The sequence below is a fragment of the Actinomyces polynesiensis genome (assembly GCF_000820725.1).
GTDB lineage: Bacteria > Actinomycetota > Actinomycetes > Actinomycetales > Actinomycetaceae > Pauljensenia > Pauljensenia polynesiensis.
On the sequence record NZ_CCXH01000082.1, the window covers coordinates 1 to 15039 of the forward strand.

Annotated in this window: 10 protein-coding genes and 1 pseudogene; 9 read left to right on the top strand and 2 right to left on the bottom strand. The window is 71.3% G+C overall.

What is annotated here, in order from left to right:
* Nucleotides 1-775 precede the first annotated feature (775 nt).
* From nrdH to TA90_RS03145, 7 genes are all read left to right on the top strand, one after another.
* Complete coding sequence (gene nrdH / locus TA90_RS03115; RefSeq protein WP_043534572.1) at nt 776-1039, top strand: glutaredoxin-like protein NrdH; 264 nt, start codon at nt 776-778, stop codon at nt 1037-1039.
* Between the two features lie 154 nt (nt 1040-1193).
* The gene (gene nrdI / locus TA90_RS03120; RefSeq protein WP_043534573.1) at nt 1194-1610 is read left to right on the top strand and encodes a class Ib ribonucleoside-diphosphate reductase assembly flavoprotein NrdI; all 417 of its coding nucleotides are present in this window, start codon (nt 1194-1196) and stop codon (nt 1608-1610) included.
* Nucleotides 1580-3736 carry a class 1b ribonucleoside-diphosphate reductase subunit alpha gene (gene nrdE, locus TA90_RS03125; protein WP_043534567.1) on the top strand — a complete coding sequence of 719 codons (2157 nt, stop codon included), beginning with the start codon at nt 1580-1582 and terminating at the stop codon, nt 3734-3736. The genes nrdI and nrdE overlap by 31 nt, the downstream gene beginning before the upstream one ends.
* Before the next feature lie 182 nt (nt 3737-3918).
* Nucleotides 3919-4455, top strand: coding sequence for a hypothetical protein (locus tag TA90_RS13035; RefSeq protein WP_147513342.1), 537 nt, complete (start codon nt 3919-3921; stop codon nt 4453-4455).
* 46 nt (nt 4456-4501) lie between these two features.
* Nucleotides 4502-6262, top strand: a complete 1761-nt coding sequence (locus TA90_RS03135) for an ABC-ATPase domain-containing protein (protein ID WP_043534568.1) — start codon at nt 4502-4504, stop codon at nt 6260-6262.
* Between the two features lie 133 nt (nt 6263-6395).
* Nucleotides 6396-7163 (top strand): ABC transporter ATP-binding protein, encoded by a 768-nt coding sequence (locus TA90_RS03140; protein ID WP_052450430.1) that lies wholly within the window; start codon nt 6396-6398, stop codon nt 7161-7163.
* On the top strand, nt 7160-9652 hold the full coding sequence (locus tag TA90_RS03145; RefSeq protein ID WP_043534569.1) for an FtsX-like permease family protein: 2493 nt from the start codon (nt 7160-7162) through the stop codon (nt 9650-9652). Before TA90_RS03140 ends, TA90_RS03145 begins: the two co-directional genes overlap by 4 nt.
* A 285-nt stretch (nt 9653-9937) precedes the next feature.
* Here TA90_RS03145 and TA90_RS14870 read toward each other — a convergent pair whose 3' ends face one another.
* Nucleotides 9938-10507, bottom strand: coding sequence for a MarR family winged helix-turn-helix transcriptional regulator (locus TA90_RS14870; RefSeq protein ID WP_052450431.1), 570 nt, complete (start codon nt 10505-10507; stop codon nt 9938-9940).
* 419 nt (nt 10508-10926) lie between these two features.
* Here TA90_RS14870 and TA90_RS03155 point away from each other — a divergent pair, with 419 nt between their 5' ends.
* Nucleotides 10927-12759, top strand: coding sequence for an ABC transporter ATP-binding protein (locus TA90_RS03155; protein ID WP_043534570.1), 1833 nt, complete (start codon nt 10927-10929; stop codon nt 12757-12759).
* A gap of 188 nt (nt 12760-12947) precedes the next feature.
* On the opposite strand, the gene TA90_RS03160 is transcribed toward TA90_RS03155, so the two are convergent.
* Nucleotides 12948-13844, bottom strand: coding sequence for a patatin-like phospholipase family protein (locus TA90_RS03160; RefSeq protein ID WP_043534571.1), 897 nt, complete (start codon nt 13842-13844; stop codon nt 12948-12950).
* Between the two features lie 105 nt (nt 13845-13949).
* Here TA90_RS03160 and TA90_RS03165 point away from each other — a divergent pair.
* Nucleotides 13950-15039: pseudogene (locus TA90_RS03165) on the top strand (S9 family peptidase); the annotation flags it as partial.

The window sequence follows — 15039 nt, forward strand, 5'->3', positions numbered from 1 at the left end:
CGGGGGGAGGACACGGCTCTCCCATCCGGGCGAGGAGCGCGGGAGCAACCCCGCCGCGGCAGGCCGGAAGCCGGGCACCGCCCTCCCCGGGGATGACGGGGACGAGGGCGACCACGGGCTCGCCGGGACCGGTCCTCACAGCGGAGGCAGTCTCGAGCACCCGGGACCGCACCTCGCCGGACAGGGGGGCGATGGTCCACCTCGACGCCGGGGCCCACGCTTCCCGGTGCTCCCCGGGCGGACCAGGAGAAACCCGGACCTGCCCCCGGACGTGGTCGCTCCCGATCGTTGCGGCTCCCCCATCCTGGTGCCCGGGACGCTGGGGGCCGCCGACCGCGACGCCGGTGCCGCTGTGGTGCGACACGCCGATGGCGCGGACGGATCCCGGGCGAATCACACGGCTGTTGTCCACAGGGTGTGCACCAGGCACGGAACCTCCGTCCACAACAACCGCGGCTGCCGCCCCCGGGTGCCGGAGGCGCGCGCACACGCCAGATGCACATGCCCCGCGGGACCATGGTGTCGTGGCCGCAACGCCCCTCCACCCGGGGCCCTCCACAGGCCGTCCACACCCTCGGACGGGCTGTCCACAGGAGGGTCCTGACGACACCCCGGACACAACCCCTAGTGGTCCTTCGACACCCCGGACACAAGGTGTAGTGTTGGAACACGTCAAGGGCGGAAGCCGCGCCCCGAGAATGACATGTGTGTGATTACAGGGCCGTCATCCGGACCGGTCACCACTCCCGACAACCAGGACAGGATGGGTGCCCCCATGGCGATCACGGTCTACTCCAAGCCGATGTGCGTGCAGTGCGACGCCACCTACCGGGCGCTCGACAAGCAGGGACTCGACTACCGCTCGGTCGACGTCACCCAGGACGTCGAGGCGCTCGAGTTCATCAAGGGACTGGGCTACCAGCAGGCCCCCGTCGTCATCGCCGGCGAGGACCACTGGAGCGGCTACCGCCCCGACCGCATCAAGGCGGCCGCGGCCGCAGCGCTCGAGGGCGCCGGTCTGCGCGTCGCACAGGCCTGACCCAGCGTCCCGGTCACCCCACAGGTGGCCGGGACAGCTGTCTGACCGGACCCCGGGGCCCACGGCCCCGCCCGACCGGGTGGGAGGATTGCGGGGAGCCGGGCGGACCGGATCACGGACCCCACCCCGACCACCTGAAGGAGGACTCCCGATGATGCCGGCCATCGTCTACTTCTCCTCGGCCACGGGGAACACACGCCGCTTCGTGGAGAAGGTCGGCTACCCGGCGGAACGCATCCCCCTGCGTGCCCACGACCCGTTCCTCCACGTCGACCACGACTACGTGCTGGTGGTCCCCACCTACGGCGGGGGCAACACGAGCGGGGCCGTCCCCAAGCAGGTCATCAAGTTCCTCAACGACCCCACCAACCGCAGCCACTGCCGGGGAGTCATCTCCTCGGGCAACACGAACTTCGGCACGGCATACTGCCTCGCGGGGGACATCATCTCCGCGAAGCTCCACGTCCCGCACCTCTACAAGTTCGAGCTCCTCGGAACCCCTGAGGACGTCTCCCGAGTTCACGAAGGACTGAGCGAATTTTGGTCGAGAACCTCACCGACACCGGCGTAGAAGAGGCCCCCAACCCCGAGTTGGACTACCACTCCCTCAACGCGCAACTGAACCTCTACGACGCCGAGGGCCACATCCAGTTCGACGCCGACCGCCAGGCCGCGCGGCAGTACTTCCTCACCCACGTCAACAAGAACACCGTGTTCTTCCACGACCTGGAGGAGAAGCTCAAGTACCTCGTCGACGAGGGCTACTACGAGGCCCACGTCATCGAGCAGTACGACTTCGCCGACGTCAAGGACCTCTACCGCAGGGCCTACGCCTACAAGTTCCGCTTCCCCACCTTCCTGGGGGCCTTCAAGTACTACACGTCCTACACGCTCAAGACCTTCGACGGCACCCGCTACCTCGAGCGCTTCGAGGACCGCGTCACCATGGTCGCCATGTACCTGGGCAACGGGGACATCGGGACCGCACGCGCACTGGTCGACGAGATCATGTCGGGCCGCTTCCAGCCGGCCACCCCCACCTTCCTCAACGCCGGCAAGGCCGCACGCGGTGAGCTCGTGTCCTGCTTCCTCCTGCGCGTGGAGGACAACATGGAGTCCATCGCCCGCGGCATCAACTCCGCCCTCCAGCTGTCCAAGCGCGGCGGCGGGGTGGCGCTGTCCCTGACGAACCTGCGCGAGGCCGGGGCGCCGATCAAGAAGATCCAGAACCAGTCCAGCGGGGTCATCCCCGTCATGAAGCTGCTGGAGGACTCCTTCTCCTACGCCAACCAGCTGGGGGCCCGTCAGGGTGCGGGAGCCGTCTACCTCAACGCCCACCACCCCGACATCATGTCCTTCCTGGACACGAAGAGGGAGAACGCGGACGAGAAGATCCGCATCAAGACCCTCTCCCTGGGCATCGTCATCCCCGACATCACCTTCGAGCTGGCCAAGCACAACGAGGACATGTACCTCTTCAGCCCCTACGACGTGGAGCGCGTCTACGGGGTGCCCTTCACCGAGATCTCGGTGACGGAGAAGTACCGCGAGATGGTCGAGAACCCGAGGATCCACAAGAAGAAGATCAACGCGCGCCGCTTCTTCCAGACCGTCTCGGAGATCCAGTTCGAGTCCGGCTACCCCTACATCGTCTTCGAGGACACGGTGAACCGCGACAACCCCATCAAGGGGCGCATCACGATGTCGAACCTGTGCTCGGAGATCCTGCAGGTCTCGGAGGCCTCCACCTACAACGACGACCTCTCCTACTCCCACGTCGGCAAGGACATCTCCTGCAACCTGGGGTCCCTCAACATCGCCAAGACGATGGACTCCCCCGACTTCCCGCGCACCATCGAGACCGCCATCCGGGGGCTCACCGCCGTCTCGGACCTCTCCGACATACAGTCGGTGCCCTCCATCGCGCGCGGGAACGCCATGAGCCACGCCATCGGCCTGGGGCAGATGAACCTGCACGGCTACCTGGCCCGCGAGCACGTGTACTACGGCTCCCCGGAGGCACTGGACTTCACGAACATGTACTTCCTGGCGGTCGCCTACGAGGCCATCCGCGCCTCCAACCGGATCGCCCGCGAGCGCGGGGAGTCCTTCGCCGGCTTCGAGGACTCGAAGTACGCGAGCGGGGAGTACTTCACCAAGTACATCGAGGGCACCTGGGAGCCGACCACCGACAAGTGCCGTGAGCTCCTGGCGAAGTCCTCCATCCACATCCCCACCGCGGATGACTGGCGCCAACTGGCCGCCGACGTCGCGGAGTTCGGGATGTACAACCAGAACCTCCAGGCCGTGCCCCCCACCGGGTCGATCAGCTACATCAACAACTCGACCTCCTCGATCCACCCGATCGTGTCCAAGATCGAGATCCGCAAGGAGGGCAAGATCGGGCGCGTCTACTACCCGGCACCCTTCATGACCAACGACAACCTCGAGTACTACCAGGACGCCTACGAGATCGGGCCCGAGAAGATCATCGACACCTACGCGGCGGCCACCCAGCACGTCGACCAGGGCCTGTCACTGACGCTCTTCTACCCCGACACCGTCACCACGCGCGACCTCAACAGGTCCTACATCTACGCCTGGCGCAAGGGCATCAAGACCCTCTACTACGTCCGCCTGCGCCAGATGGCGCTGGAGGGAACCGAGGTCGAGGGCTGCGTGTCCTGCATGCTCTGACCTGCACACGTACGAGGGCGACGCCCCCGCACCCGGGACAGACCTCCCGGTGCGGGGGCGCCCTCGTGCGTGGGGGCTGCGGTGGGCCCGACCTCCCGGCACAGGTGCGGGGACGCCCTCGTGCGCGGGGTCTGCCGGACCCTATGATGGCGGCAGCATCCCCGACCGACGGAAGGGACACCATGTCCAACCCCTATGCCTCCCCCGAGCCCAACGGACAGCAGCCCCAGCAACCCCAGCAGCCGAGTTGGTCCGCCCAGCAGCCGGTCCCTCCGGTGCAGCCGGTCCAGCCCCAGGGCGAGTGGGGCCAGGGAACACCCGGCCAGCAGGAGGCGTGGGGGCAGTCCGGTGGCTACGCGCAGCAGGGTCAGCAGCAGGCCTGGGGCCAACCGGGGTACGGGCAGTACGGGCAGTACGGGACCGCCTCCCTCGTCGAGGCCGACCGGATCCGCTCCAACTCGACCATCGTGCTGGTCCTGGGCATCCTCGGCCTGGTGCTCATCGGCCTGTTCGGGTCGATCCCGGCGTGGGTCTGGGGCAACTCCCTGATCCGGCAGGCCGAGGAGGCCGGACTGCCCGACGACGTCACCCAGAACGCGCGCATCGGCAAGATCCTCGGCATCATCGCCGTCGTCCTGTGGGGACTGGGCATCGTCCTCGCCATCATCCTGGTCATCGGTTTCGGCGTCCTCGCGTCGAACACGGGCGGGAGCTACTGACCTTCCCCTCCTCCGGGCCCGGCCGTGCAGAACCTAGGCTGGAGCCATGACACCGCGCCCCGACTCCTCCGGACCCCGTCGCAGCTCCCACGGTGAGGACCGTCCCCTGCGACGACGCAGCGGATCCGACCAGGACCTCATCGCCGACCTGCGCAGGCTGGACGGACGCAACTACGGCGCCTACAAGTCCGTGACGGGGGACTGGGACTACGGGGACTTCTCGCTGGCCATCGACCACGTCCAGTCCGACCCGTACGCCCCGCCCTCGTCCCTGCGGGCCATCGCGGAGCCCGCCCGGATGGGGCTGCCCGCGGACTGCCTGGGCACCGTCGACCAGCGCCTGGCGGTGGCCGACTTCCTCGTGCGCGCCCTGGCGGAGTCGATCCGGGGCCACGCGCCCTCGGGGGACGTCCACGTCGTGCGCGTCGGGCAGGAGGTGCTCCAGCGCTCGGCCTGCACCGTCACGCCCGACCGCGTGGAGATCCGCTTCCAGGTCCGCATGCCGGCGCGGGGTCGGACCATCCAGGGGGGAGCCGCAGCCCGCCTCTTCGACCTCGACGTCCCCGATGCGGTCATGGCCGCCTTCGACTTCGTGTCCCAGCAGGGCGGGGGTCGGGTCGACGCCCTGCGCTCCCACGTCCACGCGCTCGAGGACCACCGGGCCCTGCAGGAGGCGCTCAGCGCGAACGGGTGGATCGCCTTCGTCGCCGACGGCGCGGTCCTGGCACGTCGCTCGGGCATCTCCCAGCTGCCCATGGAGGACTCGGTCGTCTTCTCCTCCCCCGACTCCCTGCGCCGCGAGGTCCTGCTGCCCCATGCGGGCGCCGTGTCCGGAATGGCCCTGGAGCCGGGTGTCACGGTCATCGTGGGCGGGGGCTACCACGGCAAGTCGACCCTGCTGGGTGCCCTCCAGCGCGGGGTGTACCCGCACGTCCCCGGGGACGGACGCGAACTGGTGGCGACCCTGCCCGACGCCATGAAGGTGCGCGCGGCCGACGGGCGCGCGGTGACCGGGGTGGATGTCTCCGCCTTCATCAACCACCTGCCCGGGGGAGCCGACACCACTCGTTTCTCCACGGAGAACGCCTCCGGGTCCACCTCGCAGGCGGCCTCGCTCGTGGAGGCCGTGGAGCTCGGCTCCCCCCTGCTGCTCATCGACGAGGACACCTCGGCGACGAACCTCCTCATCCGCGACGCCCGCATGCGCGAGCTCGTCCACGCGGACAAGGAGCCGATCACACCGCTCGTGGACCGCATCGCGGGCCTGTCCCGCGAGCGCGGGGTGTCCACGGTGTTGGTCATGGGCGGGTCCGGGGACTACCTGGACGTCGCCGACCGCGTGCTCATGCTCGACACCTACCGCTGCCTGGACGTCACCGCGCGGGCCAGGGAGGTGTGCGCGGCGATGCCGCGGGAACGCTCGGACGTCGAGGGCTTCGACGAGGTCGCCGCGCGCACGCCGTTGCGTGCGCGCGGGGGTGCGGAACGCCCCAAGACCAAGGCCACGGGCCTCGACCAGGTGGTCCTGGACCGACAGACGGTGGACCTCGCCGATGTCGAGCAGGTCGTCGACCCCGGCCAGACCGAGGCCATCGCCTGGGCGATGCGCGGGCTCCTGGAGGACGTCTTCGACGGGCACACCACCCTGGCCGCGGGTCTGGACCGCATCGAGGCCCTCCTGCGCGAGCAGGGCCTGGACGGGCTCACCCGCTTCGGTGCCCGGCAGTACCCCGCCTTCCTGTCCCGTCCCCGTCGGGTGGACCTCGGGGCGGCCGTGAACCGCTACCGGGCCCTGCACCTGGCGTGAGGCCGGGTGGGCCCCCGCACCCGCGTGGTCCCGGTCACCCTGAGTGCCGCCCCCCGGGATCTTCCAGGGATGTCCCCCATGTCCTGAACCCCTCCTGAGGTGTGACGATCGAAGCACACCAGAAGGAGCACCCATGTCACACACGACCATCCCCCTGTCCGGTCCCGCGGGGCGTCCCCCCGCAGTCGCCACCGCCGTCGTCTCCCTGCGGGAGGTGACGAAGGTCTACGGCAGCGAGCAGACGCGCGTGGTGGCCCTCGACGGAGTCGACGTCGACTTCGAGCAGGGACGCTTCACCGCGATCATGGGGCCGTCCGGGTCCGGCAAGTCGACGATGCTGCACGTCCTGGCCGGTCTGGACTCCGTCACCTCGGGCAGTGTCGAGGTCGAGGGCACGGACCTCACCGGACTCTCCGACGACGCACTCACCCGACTGCGCCGGGACCGCATCGGGTTCGTCTTCCAGAGCTTCAACCTGGTCCCCACCCTGGACGCCCGCGCCAACATCCTGCTGCCCCTCAAGCTCGCCGGTCGACGTCCCGACGGCGCCTGGTTCGACCAGGTCGTCGCCGCACTCGGGCTGGGCGACCGGCTCTCCCACCGTCCCTCCGAACTCTCCGGCGGGCAGCAGCAGCGCGTGGCCGTCGCCCGCGCCCTCGTCATGCGCCCCGCCGTGATCGTCGCCGACGAGCCCACCGGCAACCTGGACTCCGCCGCCTCCCGGGAGGTCCTGGGTCTCCTGCGCGACGCGGTGGACCACCTCGGCCAGAGCGTCATCATGGTCACCCATGACCCCTCCTCGGCCGCCGCGGCGGACCGGACCCTCGTGATGAGGGACGGCCGTATCCGGGCCGACCTGGACCGACCCTCCGTCGAGGAACTGGGGACGGTCGGACTGTGAACGAGCTGCTGCGCGCCAATGTCCGCCAGCACGGACGCCGCTACGTGGCCACGGGCGTCGCCGTGGCGATCTCGATGGCCTTCGTCCTGCTGTGCCTGATGTTCACCCAAGGTCTGGCCGACACCCTGAGTGCCTCGATCCGCGACTCCTACACCGGGGTGGCAGTGGTCGTCGACGAGGACCCCGCGGCCTCCGACTCCCCTGACATGGACGCCCTGGCGACCGAGCTGCGCGGGACACCCGGGGTCGCGTCCGTCGCCGAGCGCACCTCCGGATGGACCGAGCTGCGTTCGTCCTCGGCCCGCCTCCAACGCCAGGTGGCCGTCCTGCTGGACCAGCCCTTCCAGCAGCCCGACATCGTCACCGGCACCGAACCGGACTCCGCGCAGGGCATCCTCCTCGACCAGTCGGCGGCGGACCAGCTCGGCGTCTCCGTCGGCGGGCAGGTCGACGCGGTGGTCACCACCGGCACCGGGGACGGGACCGTCACCACCACGACGGTGCCCGTGACCGTCACCGGCATCAGCGCGACCGACCGCTTCGGTACCCCCACGGTCGGGGTGACCCCGGAGGGGATGCGGGCCGTCTCCTCCGCCGTCCAGGTCGACTCCCTGCTGGTGGCAGCGGAGACCTCCGATCCCGGTGCCACCACCCAGGAGGAGCTCGCCGACACGATCACCCGGACCCTCGGCACCGACCCCGGAGTGCGGGTCCGCACGGCCGGGGCCGCGCTGGACAATGACCTCGCCGGCGCCAAGCTCGGCGAGGGGACCATGACCGCGATGCTGTTGACCTTCCCCCTCATCGCCCTGCTCGTCGCCTCGATCGTCGTCTCCTCGACCTTCCAGGTCGTCCTGCAGCAACGTCGGCGCGAGCTCGCCCTTCTGAGGACCGTGGGTGCGACCGCCCGCCAGGTCCGACGTCTCCTCCTCACCGAGACACTCGTGGTGGGCGCGGTGTCCTCCCTCGTCGGTGTGGTGGCCGCCCTCCTGCTCGGGTCGTGGGGACTCTCCGTCACGGGTATGTCGGACTCCTTCGTCCGGGCCCTGGCCGGGGTGCGTCCGGTGACGGTCGTGGGGGTGTGGGTGCTCGGCACCGTCCTCACCACCGTGCTGGGAATGCGTCCCGCCCTCGCCGCGGCCAGCGTGCCACCGATGGTGGCCCTCCAACCGGAGGACGAGGCCGGCGCGGGTGCACGCCGGGTCGGACGGCTCCGCGCAGTGATCGGGGCGCTCCTGACCCTGGCCGGCGGAGGACTGGTCTGGGCAGGGCTGCACATGGAGGACACCTCCCGCGGCTTCCTCGTGGTGCTGGGTGCCTGCATGCTGTGCCTCGTCGGCCTGTTGCTGCTGTGCACCCTCCTCCTGCCCGCGCTCACCCATGCACTCGGAGGAGTCGGGAGGGGTCCGGTGGCAGGCATGGCACGCGAGAACACCCTGCGGAACCGACGGCGCACCGCTGCCACGGGAACGGCCATCGTCATCGGGGTCACCCTGATCACCACACTGCTCGTGGGGACCGGGTCCCTGCGCACCTCCGTGTTCGACCGGCTGGACGCCTTCGCCCCGATCGACGTGGTCGCCTCCACGACCACGGGAACGCTGGACGAGGACCTCGTCGGGCGCATCGCCGGGGTCGAGGGGGTCGAGGCCACCGCCGTCGAGCGATCCGCGACCGGGAGCATCGACGCCGACGATGGGCAGGGGACCGAGACCGTCTCTGTCCTCGGTGAGCCCGACCTGTCGGGAGTGGCCCACTCGGCGATCGAGGCACCCGGCGCCGACCAGGTGTTCCTGCCCACCGACCGCACGCAGGACGGATCACGGGTGAGCGTGTGTGTCGGGACGGGCAACTGCCGGACCCTGTCCGCGGTCGGGAGCGAGCGGGTCCAGTGGGGACAGGCCGTGGTCGCCAGCTCCGTCCTGTCGGACCTGGCGCCGGGTGCCGCCGTCACGGCCGTGGACATCCGGCTCTCCGAGGACGCCGATGTCGACGGGGTCCAGTCCGCGATCCTCTCGCTGGACAACTCCCTGGACGTCTCGGGGGCGGCGCCCCTGCGCGCCCAGTTCACGCAGATGATCAACACGATGCTCGTCGTGCTGCTGGCGCTGCTCGGGGTCTCCGTCCTCGTGGCGCTGGTGGGGGTCACCAACACCCTGTCCCTGTCGGTGGCGGAACGCACCCGCGAGAACGGGCTCCTGCGGGCGTTGGGCCTCACCCGACGCCAGATGAAGCGGATGCTCCTGGACGAGGCGCTCATGATATCGGGGGCCGGAGCGGCCGTCGGCATGGTGCTGGGCGTCGCGTTCGGGCTGATCGGCACCGAGGCGGTCACCGCAGCCTCGGGCATCCCTGCCGTCCACACCCTGCCCTGGTGGCAGCTGGCGCTGGTCGTGGTGGTCATGGTGGCAGCAGCGGTCGTGGCCTCGTGGTGGCCCGGGCGGAGGGCCGCTCGGACCTCTCCGGTGGAGGCGCTGGCAGCAGAGTGACCGCACCGCACCGTGCCGGTATCCCGGGGGCGACCCCGCGGGCACCGGCACGCCGTCGTCCCGCCCGGTCACCCAGGCGCTGACCGGGCTCGCTGGCACTCATCGGGGCGACGCGTCCCCCGGACTGCTCCGTCCCCCGGCCAGCTCCGTCCCGGGCAGGGGCACGCCCGGTGCTCCCCGGCAGGCACATGCCACGCGGCACTGGGCAGGGGCGCGCCACTTGGTGCGGTTCAGGGGCATGCCTCGCGGTCCCGGGCACGGGCTCGCCACGCGGTGCCGTGCACCTCAGTCCTGCGAGGACCTCGCGACCAGGCGCAGCAGGCGGGTGAGTTCCCGGCGGTCCGCCTCTCCCAACGGGGCCACCAGGTCCCGTGCCGCCTCCTCCCGCGCCCGGGCGGCGGTCTCCAGGGCATCCCGCGCACGGACGGTGGGCGTCACCACCTGGGCACGCCGGTCATGGGGGTCCCTGGATCGCTCGACGAGGCCCCGCTCCTCGAGGGCGTCGACCACGCCCGTCGCGGACCGGGGAGCGATGCCGAGGAGTTCCGCGAGCTGCCCGGGACGCATCGGCCCGTGGGCGACGAGCTGGCGGAGGGCGCGCACCTGGTGCATGGGCGGGGACCCGGCATCCATGTGCTCGCGCATCCCCTGCCGGTAGAGCCGCAGGGTCCGGTGGAGGAGCTCCGTCAGCTCGACGTCGGGCGTCAGTCCGTCGCCGTCGGGGCACGAGCGGTCCGCCGACGGGGTCGACTGCCCGGAGGGATTGGGGGCCGCGGCGGACCCGGGATCCACGGCAGGGACGGTGTCCGCGGCGGGCACGGTGTCCGCGGCCGACGCAGGGCTGACGGCAGGCACGGCGTCCCTGGCCGGTGTGGGCCCCTCCCCCTCAGATGCGCGCGGGCGTCGGACACCACCAGCAGGCGGGCCCGCCGGGGTCTGGTCGTCGTGTGGCACAGCTCAATCTTGCCACACACTCATAGTGAGGCATACTCACTATATCGACGGGTTGCCCCACCCGTTGAGGGACACGCCCTCGTCCCCGCCGGACCGCCCACCCGTTCCCGGCGTCTGCCCCGCCGGACCGAACGGCCCATCCACTCCCGGCAGCAACCGCGCCGGACCGGGTCGACCCCACCGCGGCGAGACCGACCCACGTCCGCTGCCGGGCCCGGTCCCGCACCGCGGCGCCCCTCGCACACCCACACCGTCCGCGTGTCCGCACGCCATCCACCTGCCCGCACCCTCCCCGTGCCCGCACGACCCAGGAGGTCACCATGAACCACACACCCACACCCGGCGGAGGGGGTCCCCTCCGCACGTCCCGGGCCAGCGCGGACGACCGCGCCCAGGTCGCCACCTCCCCCGTCAAGTGGCGCAGGGTCTGGGCGCTGCTGCGCCCCCACCGCCTCGCGCTCGCCACCGTCGTCGTGCTCATCGTCGCCTCCTCACTGGTCTCGATGGCCCAACCCTTCCTGCTCCGGGCCACCGTGGACCGCGCCATCCCCGACGGGGACGTGCGCCTGCTGGTGGTGCTCGTCGGCGGGATGGTCGGCGTCGCCCTCGTCTCGCAGGTGATGGGGGTCGTCCAGACCCTCGTCTCGACGCGGGTGGGCACCTCCTTCATGCACCAGCTGCGCACGAAGGTCTTCGACCGCCTCCAGGACCAGTCCCTGGGCTTCTTCACCCGGACCCGTGGCGGCGAGATCACCTCCCGCCTGCTCAACGACGTCGGGGGGCTCGGCGGTGTCATCACCGACGTCGCCACCGGCATCGCGGCGAACCTCACCACTGCTGTGGCCACCGCCGTCGCGATGGTCGCCCTGTCGTGGCGCCTGTCGCTCCTGTCCGTGCTGGTGGTCCCCGTGGCCGTGTGGGTGACGCGCCGCGTCTCCCTGGCCCGGCGCGACGTCACCGCCCGCCAGCAGCAGGCCCTGGCCGAACTCACCGTGTCGGTCGAGGAGTCCCTCTCCGTGTCGGGGGCGCGACTGATCCGCACCCTGGGGCTGCGTGAACGCCGCACCGAGGAGTTCTCCGGCATCTCCCGCCACCTCGCCGACCTCGAGGTGGACGCCCGCATGGCCGGTCGGTGGCGCATGGCCACCGTCCAGGTCGTCTTCGCGACGATCCCCGCCCTCGTCTACCTGGTCGCCGGACTGCCCGCCACGGGCGGCGGCATGACGATCGGGACGCTCATCGCCTTCTCCGCCCTGCAGTCGACCCTCTTCCGACCCCTGATGGGACTGCTCAACACCGGCTCTGACTGGGTGACCTCGACGGCGATCCTCTCCCGGGTGTTCGGCTACATGGACCTGCGCACGGACGTGCCCGAGCCGGCGACCGACCTCGCACGACCACTCCCCGCCCACCCCGCCGCCACCCTGCGCTTCGACCACGTCACCTTCCGCCACCCCGGCGCCCCGGTCGACGCCGTCCACGACGTCTCCTTCGAGCTGGGGCACGGCCGCACCCTGGCCCTGGTCGGGGAGACCGGGTCGGGCAAGTCCACCGTGGCCGCCCTCGCCGACCGCCTCATGGACCCCTCCTCCGGCACCGTGACGCTGGACGGCGTGGACCTGCGCGACCTCACCCGCCGCGACCTCACCCGCGTCGTCGGCATGGTCAGCCAGGAGACCTACCTGGTCCACGACACCATCGCCGCGAACCTGCGCCTGGCCCGACCCGACGCCACCGACGAGGAGCTGTGGGAGGCACTCGGGGTCGCCCGGCTGGCCGACACGGTGGCCGCGACCCCCGCCGGGCTCGACACGGTCGTGGGAGCGCGGGGCCACCGCTTCAGCGGCGGGGAGCAGCAGCGACTCGCCATCGCCCGCACACTCCTGGCCGACCCGGCACTGCTGATCCTCGACGAGGCGACCAGCGCGCTGGACAACCGCACCGGGCACGAGCTCCAGGACGCCCTCGACCGCCTCTCCCGGGGACGGACCACACTGACCATCGCCCACCGCCTGACCACCGTCGTGGACGCCGACGAGATCCTCGTCCTCTCCGGGGGACGGGTCGTCGAGCGGGGACGCCACGAGGACCTGGTGCGTGCCGGGGGTGCCTACGCGGACCTGTGGGGTCGCGCACCGGCAGTGGCGGCCTGAACGATCCCGGGCACCCGGCGCAGCGGGTCGCCGGGTCCGTGGAGAAGGACGGCTGCGGGGCGCCGGGCCGGGACCGACCGGGCCGGGGCTCCCGGGGGGAGGACGGACGAGGACGAGGACGGGACCGTGCACGAGGCCGGGGACGGGACCACCGCACACGAGGGCGGGACCCGCGACCTCCCCCGGCCTCAGACCCCCAGGAAGTCCCTCCACCGCGGCAGCTCGCGACGTGCCTGGGCCAGACCGGCCTCATAGGTCCGCTCCAGGCGGGGGCGCCGCTTCTCCGTGTTGTTGATGTGCAGGTCCTCGGGCACGAAGACCATGGCCCGCCCCTGGGCCTCCAGCTCGAAGAGGTGCCGGCGCGTCGCGTTGTAGCGACCGGGCCTGGCGAGGATGCCCTCGGCGACGGAGGGCAGGTCGCGGTAGCGCCGACGGAACCACGTGGGGGAGGGGAAACGTTGGGCGCCCTTGACGTAGTTCCGCGAACGGGTGAGGACCACGAAGAACTTCTCGTACCCGTCACGTTCGGCGACGTCGAGCGGGATCCCGCCGTCCGGGCCCAGCGCCCCGTCGACGTGGACCTCCCCGTCGATGGTGACCGGCGGCATGAGGACGGGCAGCGTCGAGGACGCGCGCACCCGCACCGTGAGGTCCTCCAGGGTGGACATGTCCTCCTTGGTGAACCAGACCTCCTCGCCCCGCGTCGCGTTGAAGGCCCCCACCCGCACCTGCATCGGGTTGTCACGGTAGGTGGCCCAGTCGAAGGGCAGCCACTCGTCGGGCAGGGACGTGTGCTCGTAGATGTGGGCGGCGTTGAAGTAGCCGTCCCCACGCAGGAAGGAGCGCACCCCTCCGAACTCCGGGTCGGAGACGATGTCGACGAAGGAACGCCGCGCCCGCGCCGGGTCGCGGGAGACGTAGTTGCACACGTGGGTGGAACCGGCGGAGATCCCCGAGACCCAGTCGAAGTGGATCCCCGCCTCCAGGAGGGTGGCGACCACGGGGGCCGTGTAGGTGCCGCGCATGCCCCCGCCCTCGAAGACCAGCGCCGTGTCGTGCACATTGGTCGTCAGTGCTGCCGTCATGCGTCCACCACCGGGTCCACCGTCCGCTCCCTCCGTGGGCTGCCGTCCAGGAGCAGAGTAGTGGGTCCGGGGCACGTCCCCGGCCCGGGTCTAGGGTGGTGGACCATGAGTGCGTCCTCCACCGATTCCCTCCCCTCCGCGCCCGCGACCCCCGGGATCCCGCCCCTCGCGCCACGACGCCCCGGCGCCCCCCGCACCTTCCACGGGGACTCCTTCGCGGACCCGTGGGAGTGGCTGCGCGACAAGGAGGACCCCGAGGTCCTCGCCCACCTCGAGGCCGAGAACGCGTGGACGGACCGCGTCACCGCCCCCACCCGCCCGCTGCGCGACAGGCTCGTCTCCGAGTTCCGGGCGCACACCGTGGAGACCGACACGACGGTCCCCGTGCGCGAGGGCGACTGGTGGTACTTCTCCCGCACCACCGAGGGCCACTCCTACCCCTCTCACCACAGGGTCCCGGTGGACACCACCGCCCCCGACCCCGCCGTCCCGGTGGTCCTCCCCGGTGCGCCCCTGCCCGGGGAGCAGCTCCTGGTGGACGAGGAGGTCTGCGCGAGAGGCCAGGAGTTCTTCCGTCTCGCCTCCCTGTCCCCCTCCCCCGACGCCACCCGCATCGCCTGGCAGCGCGACCTCGCCGGTGACGAGCGCTGGACGGTCGTGGTCCAGGACGTCGCCTCCGGGGAGGTCCTGGACGAGGGCGTGACCGGCACGGGGCAGGGTCTGGCCTGGTCGGCGGACGGACGCTTCCTCCTCTATCCGCGCGTCGACGACGCCTGGCGCCAGCACCAGCTGTGGCTCCACGAGGTCGGGGCGGAGCCCCGCACCGACCGCCTGGTCCTCGAGGAGCCCGACGAGCGCTTCGCCCTGTACTTCGCGCCCTGCCGCGACCGCGCCTGGGTGGAGGTCATCTCCGAGTCCACCACCACTTCCGAGGTCTGGCTCTGGCCCACGGCCCATCCCGACTGCGCCCCGGTCCCGGTGACCGGACGCACCCGCGACGTCCTCGTCGACGTCGAGCCCGCGGGGGACCACCTCCTGCTCGTGCACTCGGCGACCTCCCGGGAGGGCACGCTCGCCGCGGCGCCGCTGCCCGGTGACCTCGCCCCCTTCCTCCACCCCCTCGGCGAGGGCGCCGCCGGGGACGGCCCCCACGATGCAGTGCCGACCGACGGCAGCGGGGAGGAGGGGATCCCAT

Excerpts from the sequence above, each read along its gene's own strand:
- TA90_RS03140 (WP_052450430.1), top strand. The coding sequence starts at position 6,396 with ATGTCACACACGACCATCCCCCTGTCCGGTCCCGCGGGGCGTCCCCCC.
- TA90_RS13035 (WP_147513342.1), top strand. The coding sequence starts at position 3,919 with ATGTCCAACCCCTATGCCTCCCCCGAGCCCAACGGACAGCAGCCCCAG.
- TA90_RS03155 (WP_043534570.1), top strand. The coding sequence starts at position 10,927 with ATGAACCACACACCCACACCCGGCGGAGGGGGTCCCCTCCGCACGTCC.
- TA90_RS03135 (WP_043534568.1), top strand. The coding sequence starts at position 4,502 with ATGACACCGCGCCCCGACTCCTCCGGACCCCGTCGCAGCTCCCACGGT.
- nrdI (WP_043534573.1), top strand. The coding sequence starts at position 1,194 with ATGCCGGCCATCGTCTACTTCTCCTCGGCCACGGGGAACACACGCCGC.
- nrdH (WP_043534572.1), top strand. The coding sequence starts at position 776 with ATGGCGATCACGGTCTACTCCAAGCCGATGTGCGTGCAGTGCGACGCC.
- TA90_RS03160 (WP_043534571.1), bottom strand. The coding sequence starts at position 13,844 with ATGACGGCAGCACTGACGACCAATGTGCACGACACGGCGCTGGTCTTC.